Genomic DNA, 14,011 nt, shown 5'->3' with positions numbered 1-14,011 from the left:
TCACCGACGACTGGCAGCGCCTCAGCCCGCGGATGCTGCTGGTGCATCCCGTCCATGAGGTGCTGCGCCAGATCCCGGTCATCATCGGGTCGTTGGTGCTGGGCACCGCGACCGGCAACCCGCTGGTGGCGATCGTGGTGTTCGGGGTGACCATCGCGATCGGCCTGGCGCGCTGGTTCACCACCACCTACCGGATCGGCGCCGCCGAGGTGCAACTGCGCACCGGTGTGCTGCAGCGCAAGGTGTTGTCGGTGCCGCGCAACAGGATTCGCTCGGTGTCCACCGACGCGCGGCTGCTGCACCGCGTGCTCGGCCTGACGGTGCTGCGGGTCAGCACCGGTCAGGAGGCCCGCGGCGACGCGGCGTTCGCGCTCGATGCGGTGCAGACCGGGCAGGTGGCTCCGCTGCGGGCGCTGCTGCTGGCCGACTCGCTGACCCCCGACGAGCCGACCGCACCGGGGCGGGTGCTGGCGCGCTGGACACCGTCCTGGTTGCGGTACAGCCCGCTGAGTTTCACCGGGCTCGCGATGATCGCCGCCGCGGTCGGTCTGGTGTATCAGGCGGGCGCGGGTCGGATGGTGCGCGATTCGCGCATCGCGCAGTCGGGGCTCGATGCGGCCGAACGGTTCGGGGTGGCGGCCAGTGTCGCGGTGCTGGCGCTGGTGGTGTTGCTCGCGTCGGTGGTGCTCTCGGTGCTGCAGTCGCTGCTCAGCTACGGAAACCTGGAGCTGCGCAGGGACTTTGACGTGCTGCACCTCAAGCACGGTCTGGTCCGGGTGCGTGAGCACACCTTCGACATGCGTCGGCTGCGGGGCGGCACGCTGCGAGAGCCGTTGCTGGTGCGGATGTTCGGCGGCGCACACCTCGACGCGGTGATGACCGGCGTCGGCGGTGAGGGGCAGGCGTCGCTGCTGCTGCCGCCGTGTCCGGCGCCGACGGCGCGCGAGGTGCTGACGGATCTGATCGAACGACCCGAGGCGGTGAGCGGCGCGCTGCGCCCACACGGGCCGGTCGCCACGCGGCGCCGCTGGACCAGGGCGCTGGTGGTGCCGGTCGCCGCGGCAGCTGTGTTGGCGGTGGTGCCCGCACCGGCGTGGGGATGGGTGTTGTGGGCGGTGGTGACCGTGTGCTGCGCGCTGCTGGCGGCCGACCGCGCGCGCTCGCTGGGACACCGGGTCGGCGACGGCTGGCTGGTCGCGCGCACCGGCACCCTGCAGCGGCGCCGCGACTGCATCGCCGCGTCGGGGATCATCGGCTGGACCGTGCGGCAGACGTGGATGCAGCGGCGCGCCGGAGTGGCCACGCTGGTCGCGGCGACCGCGGCCGGGTTGAAGCGCTATCACGTGGTCGACGTGCCTGCCGGGTTGGCGTGGCGCATCGCGGCCGAGACGACACCATGGGTGGCCGACACGCGGTGGGCGGGGTCCGAGTTGCGCTGACGGGTGCGCCGTTTAATGTCGGGCCATGGCGATCGGTGGAGTGTTGTTCGACATCGATGGCGTGTTGGTGACGTCATGGAAGCCGATCGAGGGCGCCGCCGAAACCGTGCGGGCGTTGATCGACAACCAGATTGCCTGCTCGTATCTGACGAACACGACCACCAAGACGCGGGTGCAGATCGCGGAATTGCTGAGCGACGCGGGCATGCAGGTGCGTCCCGACGAGGTGATCACCGCGGCGGTGCTGACCGCGCAGTACGTGCGCGACACCTACCCAGACGCGCGCTGTTTTCTGGTCAACAGCGGCCAGATCGCCGAGGACATGACCGGCATCGACATCGTGTCGTCCACCGATTTCACCGGCCCGCGCGCGCCGGAGCCCCCGGACGTGGTGCTGCTCGGCGGCGCAGGCCCGGAGTACAGCCACCTCACGTTGTCGTGGGTGTACGACTGGATGGCGCAGGGCGTGCCGGTGGTGGCGATGCACCGCAGCACCGCGTGGACGACGACCGACGGGCTGCGCATCGACACCGGCATGTACCTGATCGGTATGGAGGAGACCTCGGGCCGCAAGGCCACCGCGGTCGGAAAACCGGCGCCGGAGGGCTTTCTGGCCGCGGCGAACCGGCTCGGGGTGGAGACCGACGAGATGTACATGGTGGGCGACGACTTGAACAACGACGTGCTGGCGGCGCAGGTGGTTGGCATGACCGGGGTGCTGGTACGCACCGGAAAGTTCCGGCAGGACACGCTGGACCGTTGGGCCGCAGACGAATTCGCGATGCAACCCAACCATGTGATCGACTCGGTGGCGGACCTGCCGGGGCTGCTGGGGCTGTAGGAGACGACATGTGGCAGCGCGTGCAGCAGATGTTGCTGCGCCGGGGGATCAACACCTACCTCGAGCTCGCGTTGTGGATCGCGTTGGTCTACACGGTGTTCGGGGTCGGTTATGCGCTGTTCCACATCGAGCTGATCGGCCAGTTGGAGGCCGCGCTGTCCGGTGACTTCACCATCTTCGCCAACATCGCCGCGCTGGTGTTCACCGTCGCGTTGTGGCCGCTGCTGCTGCTCAGCGCGCTGGTGTGCGGGGTGTCCGGCTGCGGTCTGTTCTAGCGATGAGTCTTCGCCGCCACCGCGGTCTGTACTTCCATGACTGAGAAACGTATCCACACCACCGCCACCGTCGACGCCCCGATCGAGGCCGTGTTCGCCGTGCTCGCCGACCCGTCGTCGCACGAGGCGATCGACGGCACCGGTTGGGTCCGCGCACCCCTCGACCCCGAACCCCTCACCGCCGTCGGGCAGATCTTCCGGATGGCCATGTACCACGAGAACCACCCGGAGAAGGACTACGAGATGGCCAACCGGGTCGACGTGCTGGACCCGCCGCGCGCGATCGCGTGGCAGCCGGGTCAAGGTCCCGAGCAGCGCGGCCACCTGATGAACAGCACCGAACTCGAGTTCGGCGGCTGGATCTGGCGCTACGACCTGGCTTCCGACGGGCCGAACCGCACCACGGTCACACTGTCCTACGACTGGTCGGCGGTCCCGGCGGACCTGGTCGACATCGAGTTCCCGCCGTTCGAACCCCAGCACCTGGACAACTCGCTGAAGAACCTCGCGGCCCTCGCCGAAGCCCGCGGCTGAGGCCCGGGCAGGACTCAGGCCTGCAGCGTGCGCACCGCTTCGATGCGGGCGCGCAGCTGATCCGTCGTCGCCGCGGGCACCGGCGGGCCGCCGCAGATCCGGCGCAGCTCGTTGTGGATCCAGCCGTGCGGCTTGCCGGTGCGGTGGTGCGCGATCGACACGAGCGCGTTGAGTTCGCGGCGCAGTTCCCGCAGCTGCCCGTGCGTGGACGCCCGCTGCGCGCTGCCGGGTGCGGGGCCGACGTCGACGCCGCCGCTGACCTGGCTGCGGCGGGTGAGTTGTTCTTCCTGCCTGCGCCGCAACAGGTCTCGCATCTGGTCGGCGTCGAGCAGGCCGGGGATGCCGAGGTAGTCGGCCTCCTCCTCGCTGCCCGCGGGCGTCGCGGTGCCGAATGACGACCCGTCGAAGATGACCTGGTCGAGTTCGGCGTCGGCGCCCAGCATCTCGAAGCCGTTGTCGAGTTGGTCGGCCTCGTCCTTCTGCTTGTTGGCGTCCTCGAGCGCCGCGTCGTCCCACTCGTCCTGCGACTCGCGGTGCGGCTTGCCGAGCACGTGGTCGCGCTGGGCCTCCATCTCGCCGGCCAGGTTGAGCAGCGCGGGCACCGACGGCAGGAAGATGCTGGCGGTCTCGCCGGGCCGGCGCGACCGCACGTAGCGCCCGATCGCCTGGGCGAAGAACAGCGGGGTCGACGCGCTGGTCGCGTACACACCGACCGCGAGGCGCGGCACGTCGACACCCTCGGAGACCATCCGGACCGCGACCATCCACCGGCCGGTGCCCGCGGCGTACTGGGCGATGCGGTCCGAGGAGCCGGGGTCGTCGGACAGCACGACCGTCGGCTCCTCACCGGTCAGCTGGGTGAGCACCTTGGCGTACGCGCGGGCGGCCTTCTGGTCCGAGGCGATCACCATCGCGCCGGCGTCGGGCACCCCGCCGTTGCGCAGCTGGGTCAGCCGGGTGTCGGCGGCCTGCAGCACCGCCGGGATCCATTCGCCGTTCGGGTCGAGCACCGTGCGCCAGGCCCGCGCGGTCTGCTCGGCGTTGAGCGGTTCGCCGAGTCGCGCGGAGTACTCCTCGCCGGCGCTGGTGCGCCAGCGGGCCTCCCCGGAGTAGGCCATGAACACCACCGGCCGCACCACGCCGTCGGACAGCGCATCGGAGTACCCGTAGACGTGGTCGGCCCGTGAGCGCATCACCCCGGCCCCGTCCGGTTCGTAGGTGACGAACGGGATCGGGCTGTCGTCGCTGCGGAACGGGGTACCGGTCAGCGACAGCCGGCGGGTGGCGTCGCTGAACGCCTCGCGCATCGCGTCGCCCCAACTCTTCGCGTCCCCGCCGTGGTGGATCTCGTCGAAGATGACCAGCGTGCGGTAGTTCTCGGTGCGCACCCGGTGCCGGGCCGGATGGCTGGCAACCTGCGCGTAGGTGACGACGACGCCGTGGTACTCCGAGGAGTGGTGCGAGGCGCTGTTGGAGAACTTCGGGTCCAGGGAGATGCCGAGGCGGGCGGCGGCCAGCGCCCATTGGATCTTGAGGTGTTCGGTCGGCACGACGACGGTGATCCGCTCGACGGTGCCGTCGGCCATCAGTTCACCGGCGACGCGGAGCGCAAACGTCGTCTTACCTGCGCCGGGGGTGGCCACGGCGAGAAAGTCCCGTGGTTTGGCGCGAAGATACCGCACCAATGCCCGACGCTGCCAGCCCCTCAAAGCCTGGGTGTCGGGCGCTGTGTCTGCCCGCACCCAAGACTCCTCACTGATCGGACAGCAGCCTAGCGCAACGGATTACGGCCGCGCATCCTTGCGTGGCGTGTCGCCGGACCGGCGGTGTGTCGCGGGCGGCCGGCGCGGCCTTCGTCGCCCGCCGACCCAGGCACACGACGACGCGCCGTGCCCCATCCGCAGATGCGCACAGCAAACACGATGCTTGTCCCGGCGCGGTGTGGGTACTCTCCGGCCACCATGCCGCCCACCCCTGCCCAGCGCGACGACGAGTTCGACCCGTGCGTGCGCGTCTTCGGTACCCGCGTACACAACCTACGGGGTGTCGACGTCGCGGCGCCGCGCGACGCGCTGGTGGCGTTCACCGGCATCTCCGGTTCCGGCAAATCGTCGCTGGCGTTCGGCACGATCTACGCCGAGGCGCAGCGACGGTACTTTGAGTCCGTCGCCCCCTACGCCCGGCGTCTGCTGCAGCCGGTCGGCGCCCCCAAGGTCGACGACATCACCGGGCTGCCGCCGGCCGTCGCGCTGCAGCAGCGCAGAGGCACGGCCACCTCCCGGTCCACGGTGGGCACCGTCACGACGCTGTCCAATCTGCTGCGGATGTTGTTCTCGCGGGCGGGCACCTATCCGCGGGGGAGCGCCGAACGCCTCGACTCCGATGCGTTCTCGCCGAACACCGCCGTCGGCGCCTGCCCGCGATGCCACGGACTCGGCCGCATCCACGAGGTCACCGAGCAGACGCTGGTGCCCGACCCGTCGCTGACGATCCGTGAGGGCGCCGTCGCCGCGTGGCCGGGCGCCTGGCAGGGCCAGAACCTGCGCGACATCCTCATCACCCTCGGCTACGACATCGACAAGCCGTGGCGCAAACTGCCCAAGCGGCAACGGGATTGGATCCTGTTCACCGACGACCAGCCGACCGTGGAGATCGATCCGGCCCAGCACCCGGTGACCGCCGACTACTACTACAACGGGACGTTCTCCAGCGCCGAACGCCACGTCCGGCACACGCTGGCCAACTCGCAGAGCGCGATGATGCGCCGCCGGGTCCTGCAGTACGTCGACAGCGTCGACTGCGGGCTGTGCCACGGCTCGGGGCTGCGGCCGGAGGCGTTGAAGGTGACCTTCGCCGGGCGCAGCATCGCTGACTACGTCGCGATGCCGCTGACCGAACTCGCCGACGCGCTGCGCCCCACGGCGGCGCGCATTGACGCCGCGGCGGCCTACGAGTCGACCGAGTCCGGCGAGCACACCGAGGTCGCGACCATGATCGCCGCCGACCTCGTCGCGCGCATCGAGGTGCTCATCGACCTCGGGTTGGGCTATCTCACGCTGAATCGCCGCACCCCGACCGTGTCGCCCGGCGAACTGCAGCGGCTGCGGCTGGCCACGCAGCTGCGCGCCGGGCTGTTCGGGGTGCTCTACGTGCTCGACGAGCCGTCGGCGGGCCTGCACCCGGCGGACGCGGAACCGTTGCTCGACGTCCTCGACCGGCTGCGCCGGGCCGGTAACTCGTTGTTCGTCGTCGAGCACGACATGGACGTGGTGCGCCGCGCCGACTGGATCGTCGACGTGGGCCCGGGCGCGGGTGAACTCGGCGGGCGGGTGCTCTACAGCGGGCCGGTCGCGGGCCTGCGCGACGTCGACGACTCGATCACCCGCCGCTACATCTTCGACACCGAACCGGCCGCACCCCGCACCCCGCGGACGCCGACGTCGCGTCTTGCTCTGCGCGGCATCTGTTTTCACAACCTGCGCGACGTGGACGTCGACCTGCCGCTGGGCGTCTACACCGCGGTCACCGGCGTCTCCGGCTCGGGGAAGTCGACGCTCGTGGTCAAGGTCCTCACCGACGTCGTCAACCGCCACCTGGGCCGCGCCGTCAATGTCGCCGAAACCGACAGCGACGCAGAGGATTCTGACGGTGAGATCGTGGACCTCGACCGCGACGCCAGCATCGGGGTGACGGCCGACGGGATCGAGGCGATCAACCGGCTCGTGGCCGTCGACCAGCGGCCGATCGGGCGGACACCGCGCTCGACGCTGGCCACCTATACGGGGCTGTTCGACGCCGTGCGACGCGAGTTCGCCGCCACCCCCGCGGCGCGCCGGCGCGGATGGACAGCAGGCCGGTTCTCGTTCAACGTCGCCGAGGGCCGCTGCGAAACGTGCCAGGGTGAGGGCTTCGTCGCGGTCGAATTGCTGTTTCTGCCCGGCACTTACGCGACCTGCCCGACGTGTGGCGGCGCGCGCTACAACGAAGCGACGCTGAAGGTGCGCTACCGCGGCCGCACCATCGCCGACGTGCTGGCCATGACCGTCGACGAGGCCGCCGAGTTCCTCGCCGACATCGCGGGCACCGCGCGCAGCCTGACCACGCTTCGTGAGGTCGGGCTGGGCTATCTGCGGCTGGGGCAGCCGGCGACCGAACTGTCCGGCGGCGAGGCGCAACGCATCAAGCTGGCCTCGGAGTTGCAGCGACCCCGCCGCGGCCACACGCTCTACGTGCTCGACGAACCCACCACCGGCCTGCACCCCGCCGACGTCGACCTGCTCGACGCGCAGCTGCATCGGCTCGTCGACGCGGGCAACACGGTGGTGGTGGCCGAACACGACATGCGGATGGTGGCCGGGTCGGACTGGGTGATCGACCTGGGCCCGGGCGCCGGCGACAACGGCGGCCGGGTGGTCGCGGCAGGCACCCCGCGGGACGTGAGCCGGGCCGAGAACAGCCGTACCGCACCGTATCTGGCGGCGCGGCTCACTCGATGAAGAAGTTGTCGTTGGCGATGAAGAAGTCGCGGCGTTCCTCGTCGGTCAGGTCGCCGAGCTGGGCGAGGCCCTCGAAGTAGTGCTCGCGCGGGGCGCCCGGGGCGAACAGCATCAGGATCGACGTCGGCTCGTCGGCCTCGTTGCGGAAACCGTGGATGCCGCCCGGCGGGACATAGAGGAAGTCGCCGGTGTGGCCGTCGGTCCAGTCTGTGCCGTCATAGAGCCGCAGCGTCCCGGACAGTACGAAGAACGCTTCCGACATCGCGCGGTGGAAGTGTGGCCCCGGCCCGCCGCCGTTGGGGGCGATGTCGACGCGGTATAGCCCGTAGTCGCCGCCGGTGGCCTGCTGGTTCGCCAGATAGTGGTACTGCACCAGGCCGAACGAGTCGAAGTCCGCCGGTTCGGCGGCCCGCCGCAGCCATGCGCTGGCCTCGGGCTCGGGCGCGGTGTAGCGAGCGGGTGGGTAGGGCGGCACCTGCCGCGGGTCGACGAGCGACATCCCTACCCACCCTTCCACAATCAGACCGTCGCGGGCACCGGATAGCGCACTCCGGTCAGCTCCTCGGAGACCGTCCACAGCCGGCGCTGCGCGTCGATGTCGTGCGACGCCCGGCTCGACGCCACGACCACCGGATTGCCGCGCTGTTCGGCGAAACCGTCGGGACCGAAGTACTGGCCGCCGAGCACGCCGGGGTCTGTCGCCGCGCGCAGGCTGGGCAGTGCGCCGCCGGCGGCGTCCTGGGTCAGCAGCGGCACGGCGACCGCGAACAGTGCGCGCAGCAGCAGCGGGGAGTTGCGCGCCAGTTCGGTGTTGGAGCCGCCGGGATGGGCGGCGACCGCGATCGTGCCCGTGCCACGCAGCCGGCGCTGCAACTCGTAGGTGAACATGAGGTTGGCCAGCTTGGACTGTCCGTAGGCGCCGACGCGGCTGTAGTCGCGCTCGCCCTGCAGGTCGTCGAAGCGAATGCCGTTGCGGGCGAAGCGGTGTCCTACGCTGCTGACGGTGACGACCCGCGAGCCGGGCGCGGCCAGCACGCGGTCGAGCAGCAGCCCGGTGAACGCGAAGTGGCCGAGGTGGTTGGTGCCGAACTGCAACTCGAAGCCGTCGGCAGTGGTCTGCTTCGGGGTGAACATCACCCCGGCGTTGTTGATGAGCAGGTCGATGGTGTCGTGCTGGGCGCGGATTTGGTCGGCGGCGGCGCGTACGGAGGCCAGCGAGCTCAGGTCGAGTTTCTGTAGTGCGACACTGGCGCCCGGGGCGGACTGCTCGATGCGCCGGGCGGCGTCGGCGCCCTTGTCGAGGTTGCGCACGGCGAGCACGACATGTGCTCCCTTGGCGGCAAGGGCCGCCGCGGTCTCGTAACCCAGCCCGGTGTTGGCGCCGGTGACGACGGCGGTGCGACCGGTCTGGTCCGGAATGTCAGAGGGGGTCCAGCTGGGTGATGTTGACATGGCTTCTTCCTCGGTACGATGTTAAGCGGAGCGAGCGCCCCGGTTTGCTGACGAATATACGGAACGCGCGCCCCGCTTAATTTCATTCCCGAGGTGATGACGTGACTTCTGACCGGCCGATGCGGGCTGATGCCGCGCGCAACCGGGCGCGGGTGTTGGAGGTCGCCTACGAGGCCTTCGCCACCGACGGCCTGGCGGTACCGATCGACGAGATCGCCCGCCGCGCGGGTGTCGGCGCCGGCACGGTGTACCGGCACTTCCCGACGAAGACCGATCTGTACCGCGCGGTCGTGGAGAACCGGATCCAGTCCCTTGTGGCGGAGGGCCGCGCGCTGACCGAAGGGGTGCCGGCGGGCGAAGCGCTGTTCGTCTTCCTGCGGTCGCTGGTCCTGCAGTGGGGGGCGACCGACCGGGGGCTCAAGGGCGCGCTCGGTGGGGAAGGCGTCGACGTCGAGTCGCTCATCCCCGAAACCGAGGAGGCCTTCCTGCAACTGCTCGGCGACATGTTGAAGGCGGCCCAGAAGGCGGGGACCGCGCGCCGGGATCTCGACGTGTCGGACGTGAAGGCGATTCTGGCCGGATGCTTCGCGATCCAGGAAGCCAAACCGCAGGACGCCGAGCGGCTGACCGAGGTGGTGCTCGACGGGCTGCGAACGGGCTAACTGCTCCCCCGCCAACCTTGCACTCTCCCTGGTCGAGTGCTAAGAATGCAGTTGGCACTCGCGACCGGCGAGTGCTAGGTCGGGACGGTGAGGCAGGGGCCGCACTCGCGGAGCACACCCGGGCCGTCCGTCGCGGGCACTGAACCCGACCGAAAGACGTGCCACCCCCAATCCGGAGGAACACTTCGCAATGGCCAAGACAATTGCGTATGACGAAGAGGCCCGCCGCGGCCTCGAGCGGGGCCTCAACAGCCTCGCCGACGCGGTAAAGGTGACGTTGGGCCCGAAGGGTCGCAACGTCGTCCTGGAGAAGAAGTGGGGCGCCCCCACGATCACCAACGATGGTGTGTCCATCGCCAAGGAGATCGAGCTGGAGGACCCGTACGAGAAGATCGGCGCTGAGCTGGTCAAGGAAGTCGCCAAGAAGACCGACGACGTCGCGGGTGACGGCACCACCACCGCCACCGTGCTCGCCCAGGCGCTCGTGCGCGAGGGTCTGCGCAACGTCGCCGCCGGCGCCAACCCGCTCGGCCTCAAGCGCGGCATCGAGAAGGCCGTCGAGAAGATCACCGAGACGCTGCTGAAGTCGGCCAAGGAGGTCGAGACCAAGGAGCAGATCGCTGCCACCGCCGCGATCTCGGCCGGCGACACCCAGATCGGCGAGCTGATCGCCGAGGCCATGGACAAGGTCGGCAACGAGGGTGTCATCACCGTCGAGGAGTCCAACACCTTCGGTCTGCAGCTGGAGCTCACCGAGGGCATGCGCTTCGACAAGGGCTACATTTCGGGCTACTTCGTCACCGACGCCGAGCGGCAGGAAGCGGTCCTCGAGGATCCGTACATCCTGCTCGTGTCGTCGAAGGTGTCGACGGTCAAGGATCTGCTGCCGCTGCTGGAGAAGGTCATCCAGGCCGGCAAGCCGCTGCTGATCATCGCCGAGGACGTCGAGGGCGAGGCCCTGTCGACCCTGGTGGTCAACAAGATCCGCGGCACCTTCAAGTCCGTCGCCGTCAAGGCCCCGGGCTTCGGTGACCGCCGCAAGGCGATGCTGCAGGACATGGCGATCCTCACCGGTGGCCAGGTCGTCAGCGAAGAGGTCGGCCTGTCGCTCGAGACCGCCGACATCTCGCTGCTGGGCCAGGCCCGCAAGGTCGTCGTGACCAAGGACGAGACCACCATCGTCGAGGGCGCCGGTGACTCCGACGCCATCGCCGGCCGGGTGGCTCAGATCCGCGCCGAGATCGAGAACAGCGACTCCGACTACGACCGCGAGAAGCTGCAGGAGCGCCTGGCCAAGCTGGCCGGCGGTGTTGCGGTGATCAAGGCGGGCGCGGCCACCGAGGTCGAGCTCAAGGAGCGCAAGCACCGCATCGAGGACGCCGTGCGCAACGCCAAGGCGGCCGTCGAGGAGGGCATCGTCGCCGGTGGTGGCGTCGCCCTGCTGCAGGCCTCCCCGGCGCTCGAGGAGCTCAAGCTCGAGGGCGACGAGGCCACCGGTGCCAACATCGTCCGCGTGGCGCTGTCGGCTCCGCTGAAGCAGATCGCCTTCAACGGTGGGCTCGAGCCCGGCGTTGTCGCCGAGAAGGTCACCAACTCGCCCGCCGGCACCGGCCTCAACGCCGCCACCGGTGAGTACGAGGACCTGCTCAAGGCCGGCGTCGCCGACCCGGTGAAGGTGACGCGTTCGGCGCTGCAGAACGCGGCGTCCATCGCGGCGCTGTTCCTGACCACCGAGGCCGTCGTCGCCGACAAGCCGGAGAAGGCGGCCGCTGGTCCGGCCGACCCGACCGGTGGCATGGGCGGTATGGACTTCTAAGTCCGTCGAACCACGGAAGAGCCCGGGTGCGCTTCGGCGCCCCGGGTTTTTTCGTGGCCCGGGTTTTTTCGTGGGTAGCCTCGCGGTTGTGTCAGGGATCGAACGACCCATGCCGCCACTGGACGGCGACGAACGCGTGCTGCTCGACGCGTGGCTCGACTTCTACCGCGCCACGCTGGCGATCAAATGCGCCGAACTCGATGACGTCGAGTTGAGCACCGCCAGCATCGACCCGTCGCCGCTGACCCTGCACGGGCTCGTGCAGCACCTGGCCGAGGTCGAGCGCAACTGGTTTCGCCGGGTGCTGACCGGCGAAGCGGTGTCGCCGATCTACGGCCCTCGCGACGATCAAACCGGCCACGACGGCGGGTTCGAGCTGTCGGAACAGTCGACATTCGCTGAGGCACAAGCGATCTGGCAGAACGAGATCGCCGCGGCGCGCGCCGCCTGCGCCGCCCGCGACCTCGACGACACCAGCCCGTTCATGGGCGGGCAGGTCAGTCTGCGGTGGATCTACCTGCACATGATCAGCGAATACGCGCGGCACTGCGGACATGCGGACCTGATCCGCGAACGCGTCGACGGCGCCACCGGAGTGTGATCACTCCTTGAGCGGCACACAGTCGTGCAGGCAGTCGGGGCTCGTCGACGGCGACTGCGCGGTGGCCTTGCGATGCAGCACCGCCCGCGTCGGTGCGACGGTCAACGTCTCTCGGTCCGAGATCTGCGCGCGCCCGTCGACGATCAGCGAGTAGCCGCCGGGATCGCTCGGCGGCCAGACGATCGTGACGTCGCTGTGCCGGTCGGTGTTCTCGCGGGTGTGCCTACCGACCGTGCCGACGTCGAGGTGGCCGTCGGCGAAGACCGGGTCGACGGCGACGGTGTGGGCGCGGTAGTCGTCGCCGACGGAGATGAGGTATCCGAACGCATAGTCGCCGAGCACATCGGCCAACCGGTCGAGGTCCACCTTCACGCTCATACCGGTCATCCTGCCCCCACGACCGGACCGCTCGCCAGTGGGGTTGCTGTCGTCGCAGTCGAGTTGTTTGTCCACGCGTTGCCGTGCGCAATCCGGCCCCACTTGCTCATGCAATAATTTGCTCAAATATTGACGTTGACGTAGATCACTGTCGTATGCTGATGCGAGTTCACTTCACAGGGGGAGTCTGATGAACGCTTTCGCTCGGCCGTCGCCCACCAAGCTCGCCGCCGCCGTGTTGACGGCAGGCGTCGTCGCCTCGACGGCGATCGTCGAGGTGCCGGAGCATCGCGCGCCCGCGGCGATCACCGCCGACGTGGCCAACGCATCCGTCGTCACGGACATGCTCTACAACTTCGGCGACATCGTGGCCGGAGCGATGGGCGCATACACGGCTTACGCCGACGCGCAGACCTCGCTGCCGTTCGACATCAGCACCGCCACCTTGATCGCATTGGAGAACCCGTCGCTCGGGCCGAGCCTGTTCAGCTGGTTCGTGCAGCGGTACCTGAATCCGTCCGACGCCTATCCCGCGTACACCTATCCGTGGGACATCAAAGACTCGATCGAGCTCATCGCCGGAACGTTCCCGCCGCCGATCGGCGGGGCGATCATCGCCGGGCTCAACCAGTTCGCCGACGCCATCGGCGCCGCGTTCGCCAACACCCTGCCCGATTCAGCGCCCGGTGTGTCCGCGACGGACTTCTTCTGGGAGCAGACGACGGTCGGCCGTACGGTGTGGGCCGCCAACCTGGCGGCGGTTGCGCCACTGTACGTGACCTACAACGTCGTCAGCTTCCTCGGGTATCTGCCGGCCACCCTGGAGGCCACGTTCGAGTCGGCGCTGCGAGATCCCAGCGAGATTCCGGGACTGCTCAGCTATTTGGCGTATGGGCTGTTCAGCAACACCGGTCTGCTCGGAGGCATTGTCGAGCCGATCGCCCATCCGTTCATCGCCCTTCCGGGGCCGATCGGGGACTTCAGCCAGCAAGTCGTGAACGCATTCTTCAACGGGATCGCCGAGGTGTTGAGCCTGTTGCCGCCGCCGGTTGCGCCGACGCCGTTCCCGACGCAAGTCACCGCGGATGTCGAGGGATTCGCCGCCGACGAGACCATCAGCGGCGACGAGCCCGGCTTGCGTGCGATGGCCGCCGAGGAAGCCGCTGCCGACAGCGAGGGCGAGGAGACGCCCGAACCCGGCGCCGACGAGGTGACTTCGCCGCCGCCCGCCGACGACAGCGCGCCTGCCGCCGACCCGGGCCCTGACCTGACGCCGAACAGCAAGGTCAAGTCCGGCAACAAGTTCGTGCCCGGCGAGACGCTCAGCACGCCGGACGGTACCGAGTCGCCGGCCGCGACGGACCCGGTGGCCGAACCGACCGAACCCGCGGAGGAAGCGCCGACCGGCGCCGACGCCGGTGAAACCGATACCAGTACAAGCGATCCGGGCGAGGCCTCCGGACAGGCCGCCTGAGCCGATCGCCAAGAAGGCCCGGTCCCGCGAGGGGCCGGGCCTT

Annotated in this window: 13 protein-coding genes; 9 read left to right on the top strand and 4 right to left on the bottom strand. The window is 69.5% G+C overall.

Annotated features, from left to right (window positions below):
* Positions 1-32 precede the first annotated feature (32 nt).
* Genes BLW81_RS02860 through BLW81_RS02845 form a run of 4 tightly spaced genes read left to right on the top strand, consistent with a single transcriptional unit; the run spans position 33 to position 3,089 of the window.
* Entirely contained in the window at positions 33-1,439 is a 1,407-nt protein-coding gene (locus BLW81_RS02860) for a PH domain-containing protein (protein ID WP_083410283.1), read from the top strand.
* A 25-nt stretch (positions 1,440-1,464) separates the two neighbouring features.
* The gene (locus BLW81_RS02855; RefSeq protein WP_083405893.1) at positions 1,465-2,280 is read left to right on the top strand and encodes an HAD-IIA family hydrolase; all 816 of its coding nucleotides are present in this window, start codon (positions 1,465-1,467) and stop codon (positions 2,278-2,280) included.
* An 8-nt stretch (positions 2,281-2,288) separates the two neighbouring features.
* On the top strand, positions 2,289-2,555 hold the full coding sequence (locus tag BLW81_RS02850; protein WP_083405892.1) for an addiction module protein: 267 nt from the start codon (positions 2,289-2,291) through the stop codon (positions 2,553-2,555).
* A 36-nt stretch (positions 2,556-2,591) separates the two neighbouring features.
* Positions 2,592-3,089 carry an SRPBCC family protein gene (locus tag BLW81_RS02845; RefSeq protein WP_083405891.1) on the top strand — a complete coding sequence of 166 codons (498 nt, stop codon included), beginning with the start codon at positions 2,592-2,594 and terminating at the stop codon, positions 3,087-3,089.
* Between the two features lie 14 nt (positions 3,090-3,103).
* Here the strand turns inward: BLW81_RS02845 and BLW81_RS02840 are convergent, their stop codons facing one another.
* A complete protein-coding gene (locus BLW81_RS02840) occupies positions 3,104-4,831 on the bottom strand; it encodes a DEAD/DEAH box helicase (RefSeq protein WP_083405890.1) in 1,728 nt (575 codons plus the stop codon).
* Positions 4,832-5,050: 219 nt separating this feature from the next.
* Between BLW81_RS02840 and BLW81_RS02835 the strand changes: the two genes are divergently transcribed.
* Positions 5,051-7,585, top strand: coding sequence for an excinuclease ABC subunit UvrA (locus BLW81_RS02835; RefSeq protein WP_083405889.1), 2,535 nt, complete (start codon positions 5,051-5,053; stop codon positions 7,583-7,585).
* Here the strand turns inward: BLW81_RS02835 and BLW81_RS02830 are convergent.
* Together BLW81_RS02830 and BLW81_RS02825 are read right to left on the bottom strand one after the other, a co-directional pair.
* Positions 7,575-8,084 carry a cupin domain-containing protein gene (locus BLW81_RS02830; RefSeq protein WP_083405888.1) on the bottom strand — a complete coding sequence of 170 codons (510 nt, stop codon included), beginning with the start codon at positions 8,082-8,084 and terminating at the stop codon, positions 7,575-7,577. The two genes, BLW81_RS02835 and BLW81_RS02830, sit on opposite strands and share 11 nt — an antisense overlap.
* Positions 8,085-8,104: 20 nt before the next feature.
* Positions 8,105-9,037 (bottom strand): SDR family NAD(P)-dependent oxidoreductase, encoded by a 933-nt coding sequence (locus tag BLW81_RS02825; RefSeq protein ID WP_083405887.1) that lies wholly within the window; start codon positions 9,035-9,037, stop codon positions 8,105-8,107.
* 119 nt (positions 9,038-9,156) lie between these two features.
* Between BLW81_RS02825 and BLW81_RS02820 the strand changes: the two genes are divergently transcribed.
* From BLW81_RS02820 to BLW81_RS02810, 3 genes are all read left to right on the top strand, one after another.
* On the top strand, positions 9,157-9,699 hold the full coding sequence (locus BLW81_RS02820) for a TetR/AcrR family transcriptional regulator (RefSeq protein ID WP_083405886.1): 543 nt from the start codon (positions 9,157-9,159) through the stop codon (positions 9,697-9,699).
* A 190-nt stretch (positions 9,700-9,889) separates the two neighbouring features.
* A complete protein-coding gene (gene groL, locus BLW81_RS02815; protein WP_083405885.1) occupies positions 9,890-11,515 on the top strand; it encodes a chaperonin GroEL in 1,626 nt (541 codons plus the stop codon).
* 109 nt (positions 11,516-11,624) lie between these two features.
* The gene (locus BLW81_RS02810) at positions 11,625-12,116 is read left to right on the top strand and encodes a DinB family protein (protein ID WP_157897554.1); all 492 of its coding nucleotides are present in this window, start codon (positions 11,625-11,627) and stop codon (positions 12,114-12,116) included.
* Here the strand turns inward: BLW81_RS02810 and BLW81_RS02805 are convergent, their stop codons facing one another.
* Positions 12,117-12,494: a hypothetical protein gene (locus BLW81_RS02805; protein ID WP_083405884.1), complete on the bottom strand. Its 378-nt coding sequence runs from the start codon at positions 12,492-12,494 to the stop codon at positions 12,117-12,119.
* A 190-nt stretch (positions 12,495-12,684) separates the two neighbouring features.
* On the opposite strand from BLW81_RS02805, the gene BLW81_RS02800 reads away from it, so the two are divergent.
* Positions 12,685-13,968, top strand: a complete 1,284-nt coding sequence (locus tag BLW81_RS02800; protein ID WP_083405883.1) for a hypothetical protein — start codon at positions 12,685-12,687, stop codon at positions 13,966-13,968.
* Positions 13,969-14,011 lie beyond the last annotated feature (43 nt).

It is taken from the genome of Mycolicibacterium rutilum, from assembly GCF_900108565.1.
GTDB lineage: Bacteria > Actinomycetota > Actinomycetes > Mycobacteriales > Mycobacteriaceae > Mycobacterium > Mycobacterium rutilum.
This window is presented reverse-complemented; position numbering and strand designations above follow the sequence as displayed.

Bases quoted from the DNA above. Each gene is read 5' to 3' on its own strand.
- BLW81_RS02810 (WP_157897554.1), top strand. From the start codon at position 11,625: ATGCCGCCACTGGACGGCGACGAACGCGTGCTGCTCGACGCGTGGCTC.
- BLW81_RS02850 (WP_083405892.1), top strand. From the start codon at position 2,289: ATGTGGCAGCGCGTGCAGCAGATGTTGCTGCGCCGGGGGATCAACACC.
- BLW81_RS02820 (WP_083405886.1), top strand. From the start codon at position 9,157: ATGCGGGCTGATGCCGCGCGCAACCGGGCGCGGGTGTTGGAGGTCGCC.
- BLW81_RS02860 (WP_083410283.1), top strand. From the start codon at position 33: ATGCTGCTGGTGCATCCCGTCCATGAGGTGCTGCGCCAGATCCCGGTC.
- BLW81_RS02830 (WP_083405888.1), bottom strand. From the start codon at position 8,084: ATGTCGCTCGTCGACCCGCGGCAGGTGCCGCCCTACCCACCCGCTCGC.
- BLW81_RS02825 (WP_083405887.1), bottom strand. From the start codon at position 9,037: ATGTCAACATCACCCAGCTGGACCCCCTCTGACATTCCGGACCAGACC.
- groL (WP_083405885.1), top strand. From the start codon at position 9,890: ATGGCCAAGACAATTGCGTATGACGAAGAGGCCCGCCGCGGCCTCGAG.
- BLW81_RS02800 (WP_083405883.1), top strand. From the start codon at position 12,685: ATGAACGCTTTCGCTCGGCCGTCGCCCACCAAGCTCGCCGCCGCCGTG.
- BLW81_RS02845 (WP_083405891.1), top strand. From the start codon at position 2,592: ATGACTGAGAAACGTATCCACACCACCGCCACCGTCGACGCCCCGATC.
- BLW81_RS02855 (WP_083405893.1), top strand. From the start codon at position 1,465: ATGGCGATCGGTGGAGTGTTGTTCGACATCGATGGCGTGTTGGTGACG.
- BLW81_RS02805 (WP_083405884.1), bottom strand. From the start codon at position 12,494: ATGAGCGTGAAGGTGGACCTCGACCGGTTGGCCGATGTGCTCGGCGAC.
- BLW81_RS02835 (WP_083405889.1), top strand. From the start codon at position 5,051: ATGCCGCCCACCCCTGCCCAGCGCGACGACGAGTTCGACCCGTGCGTG.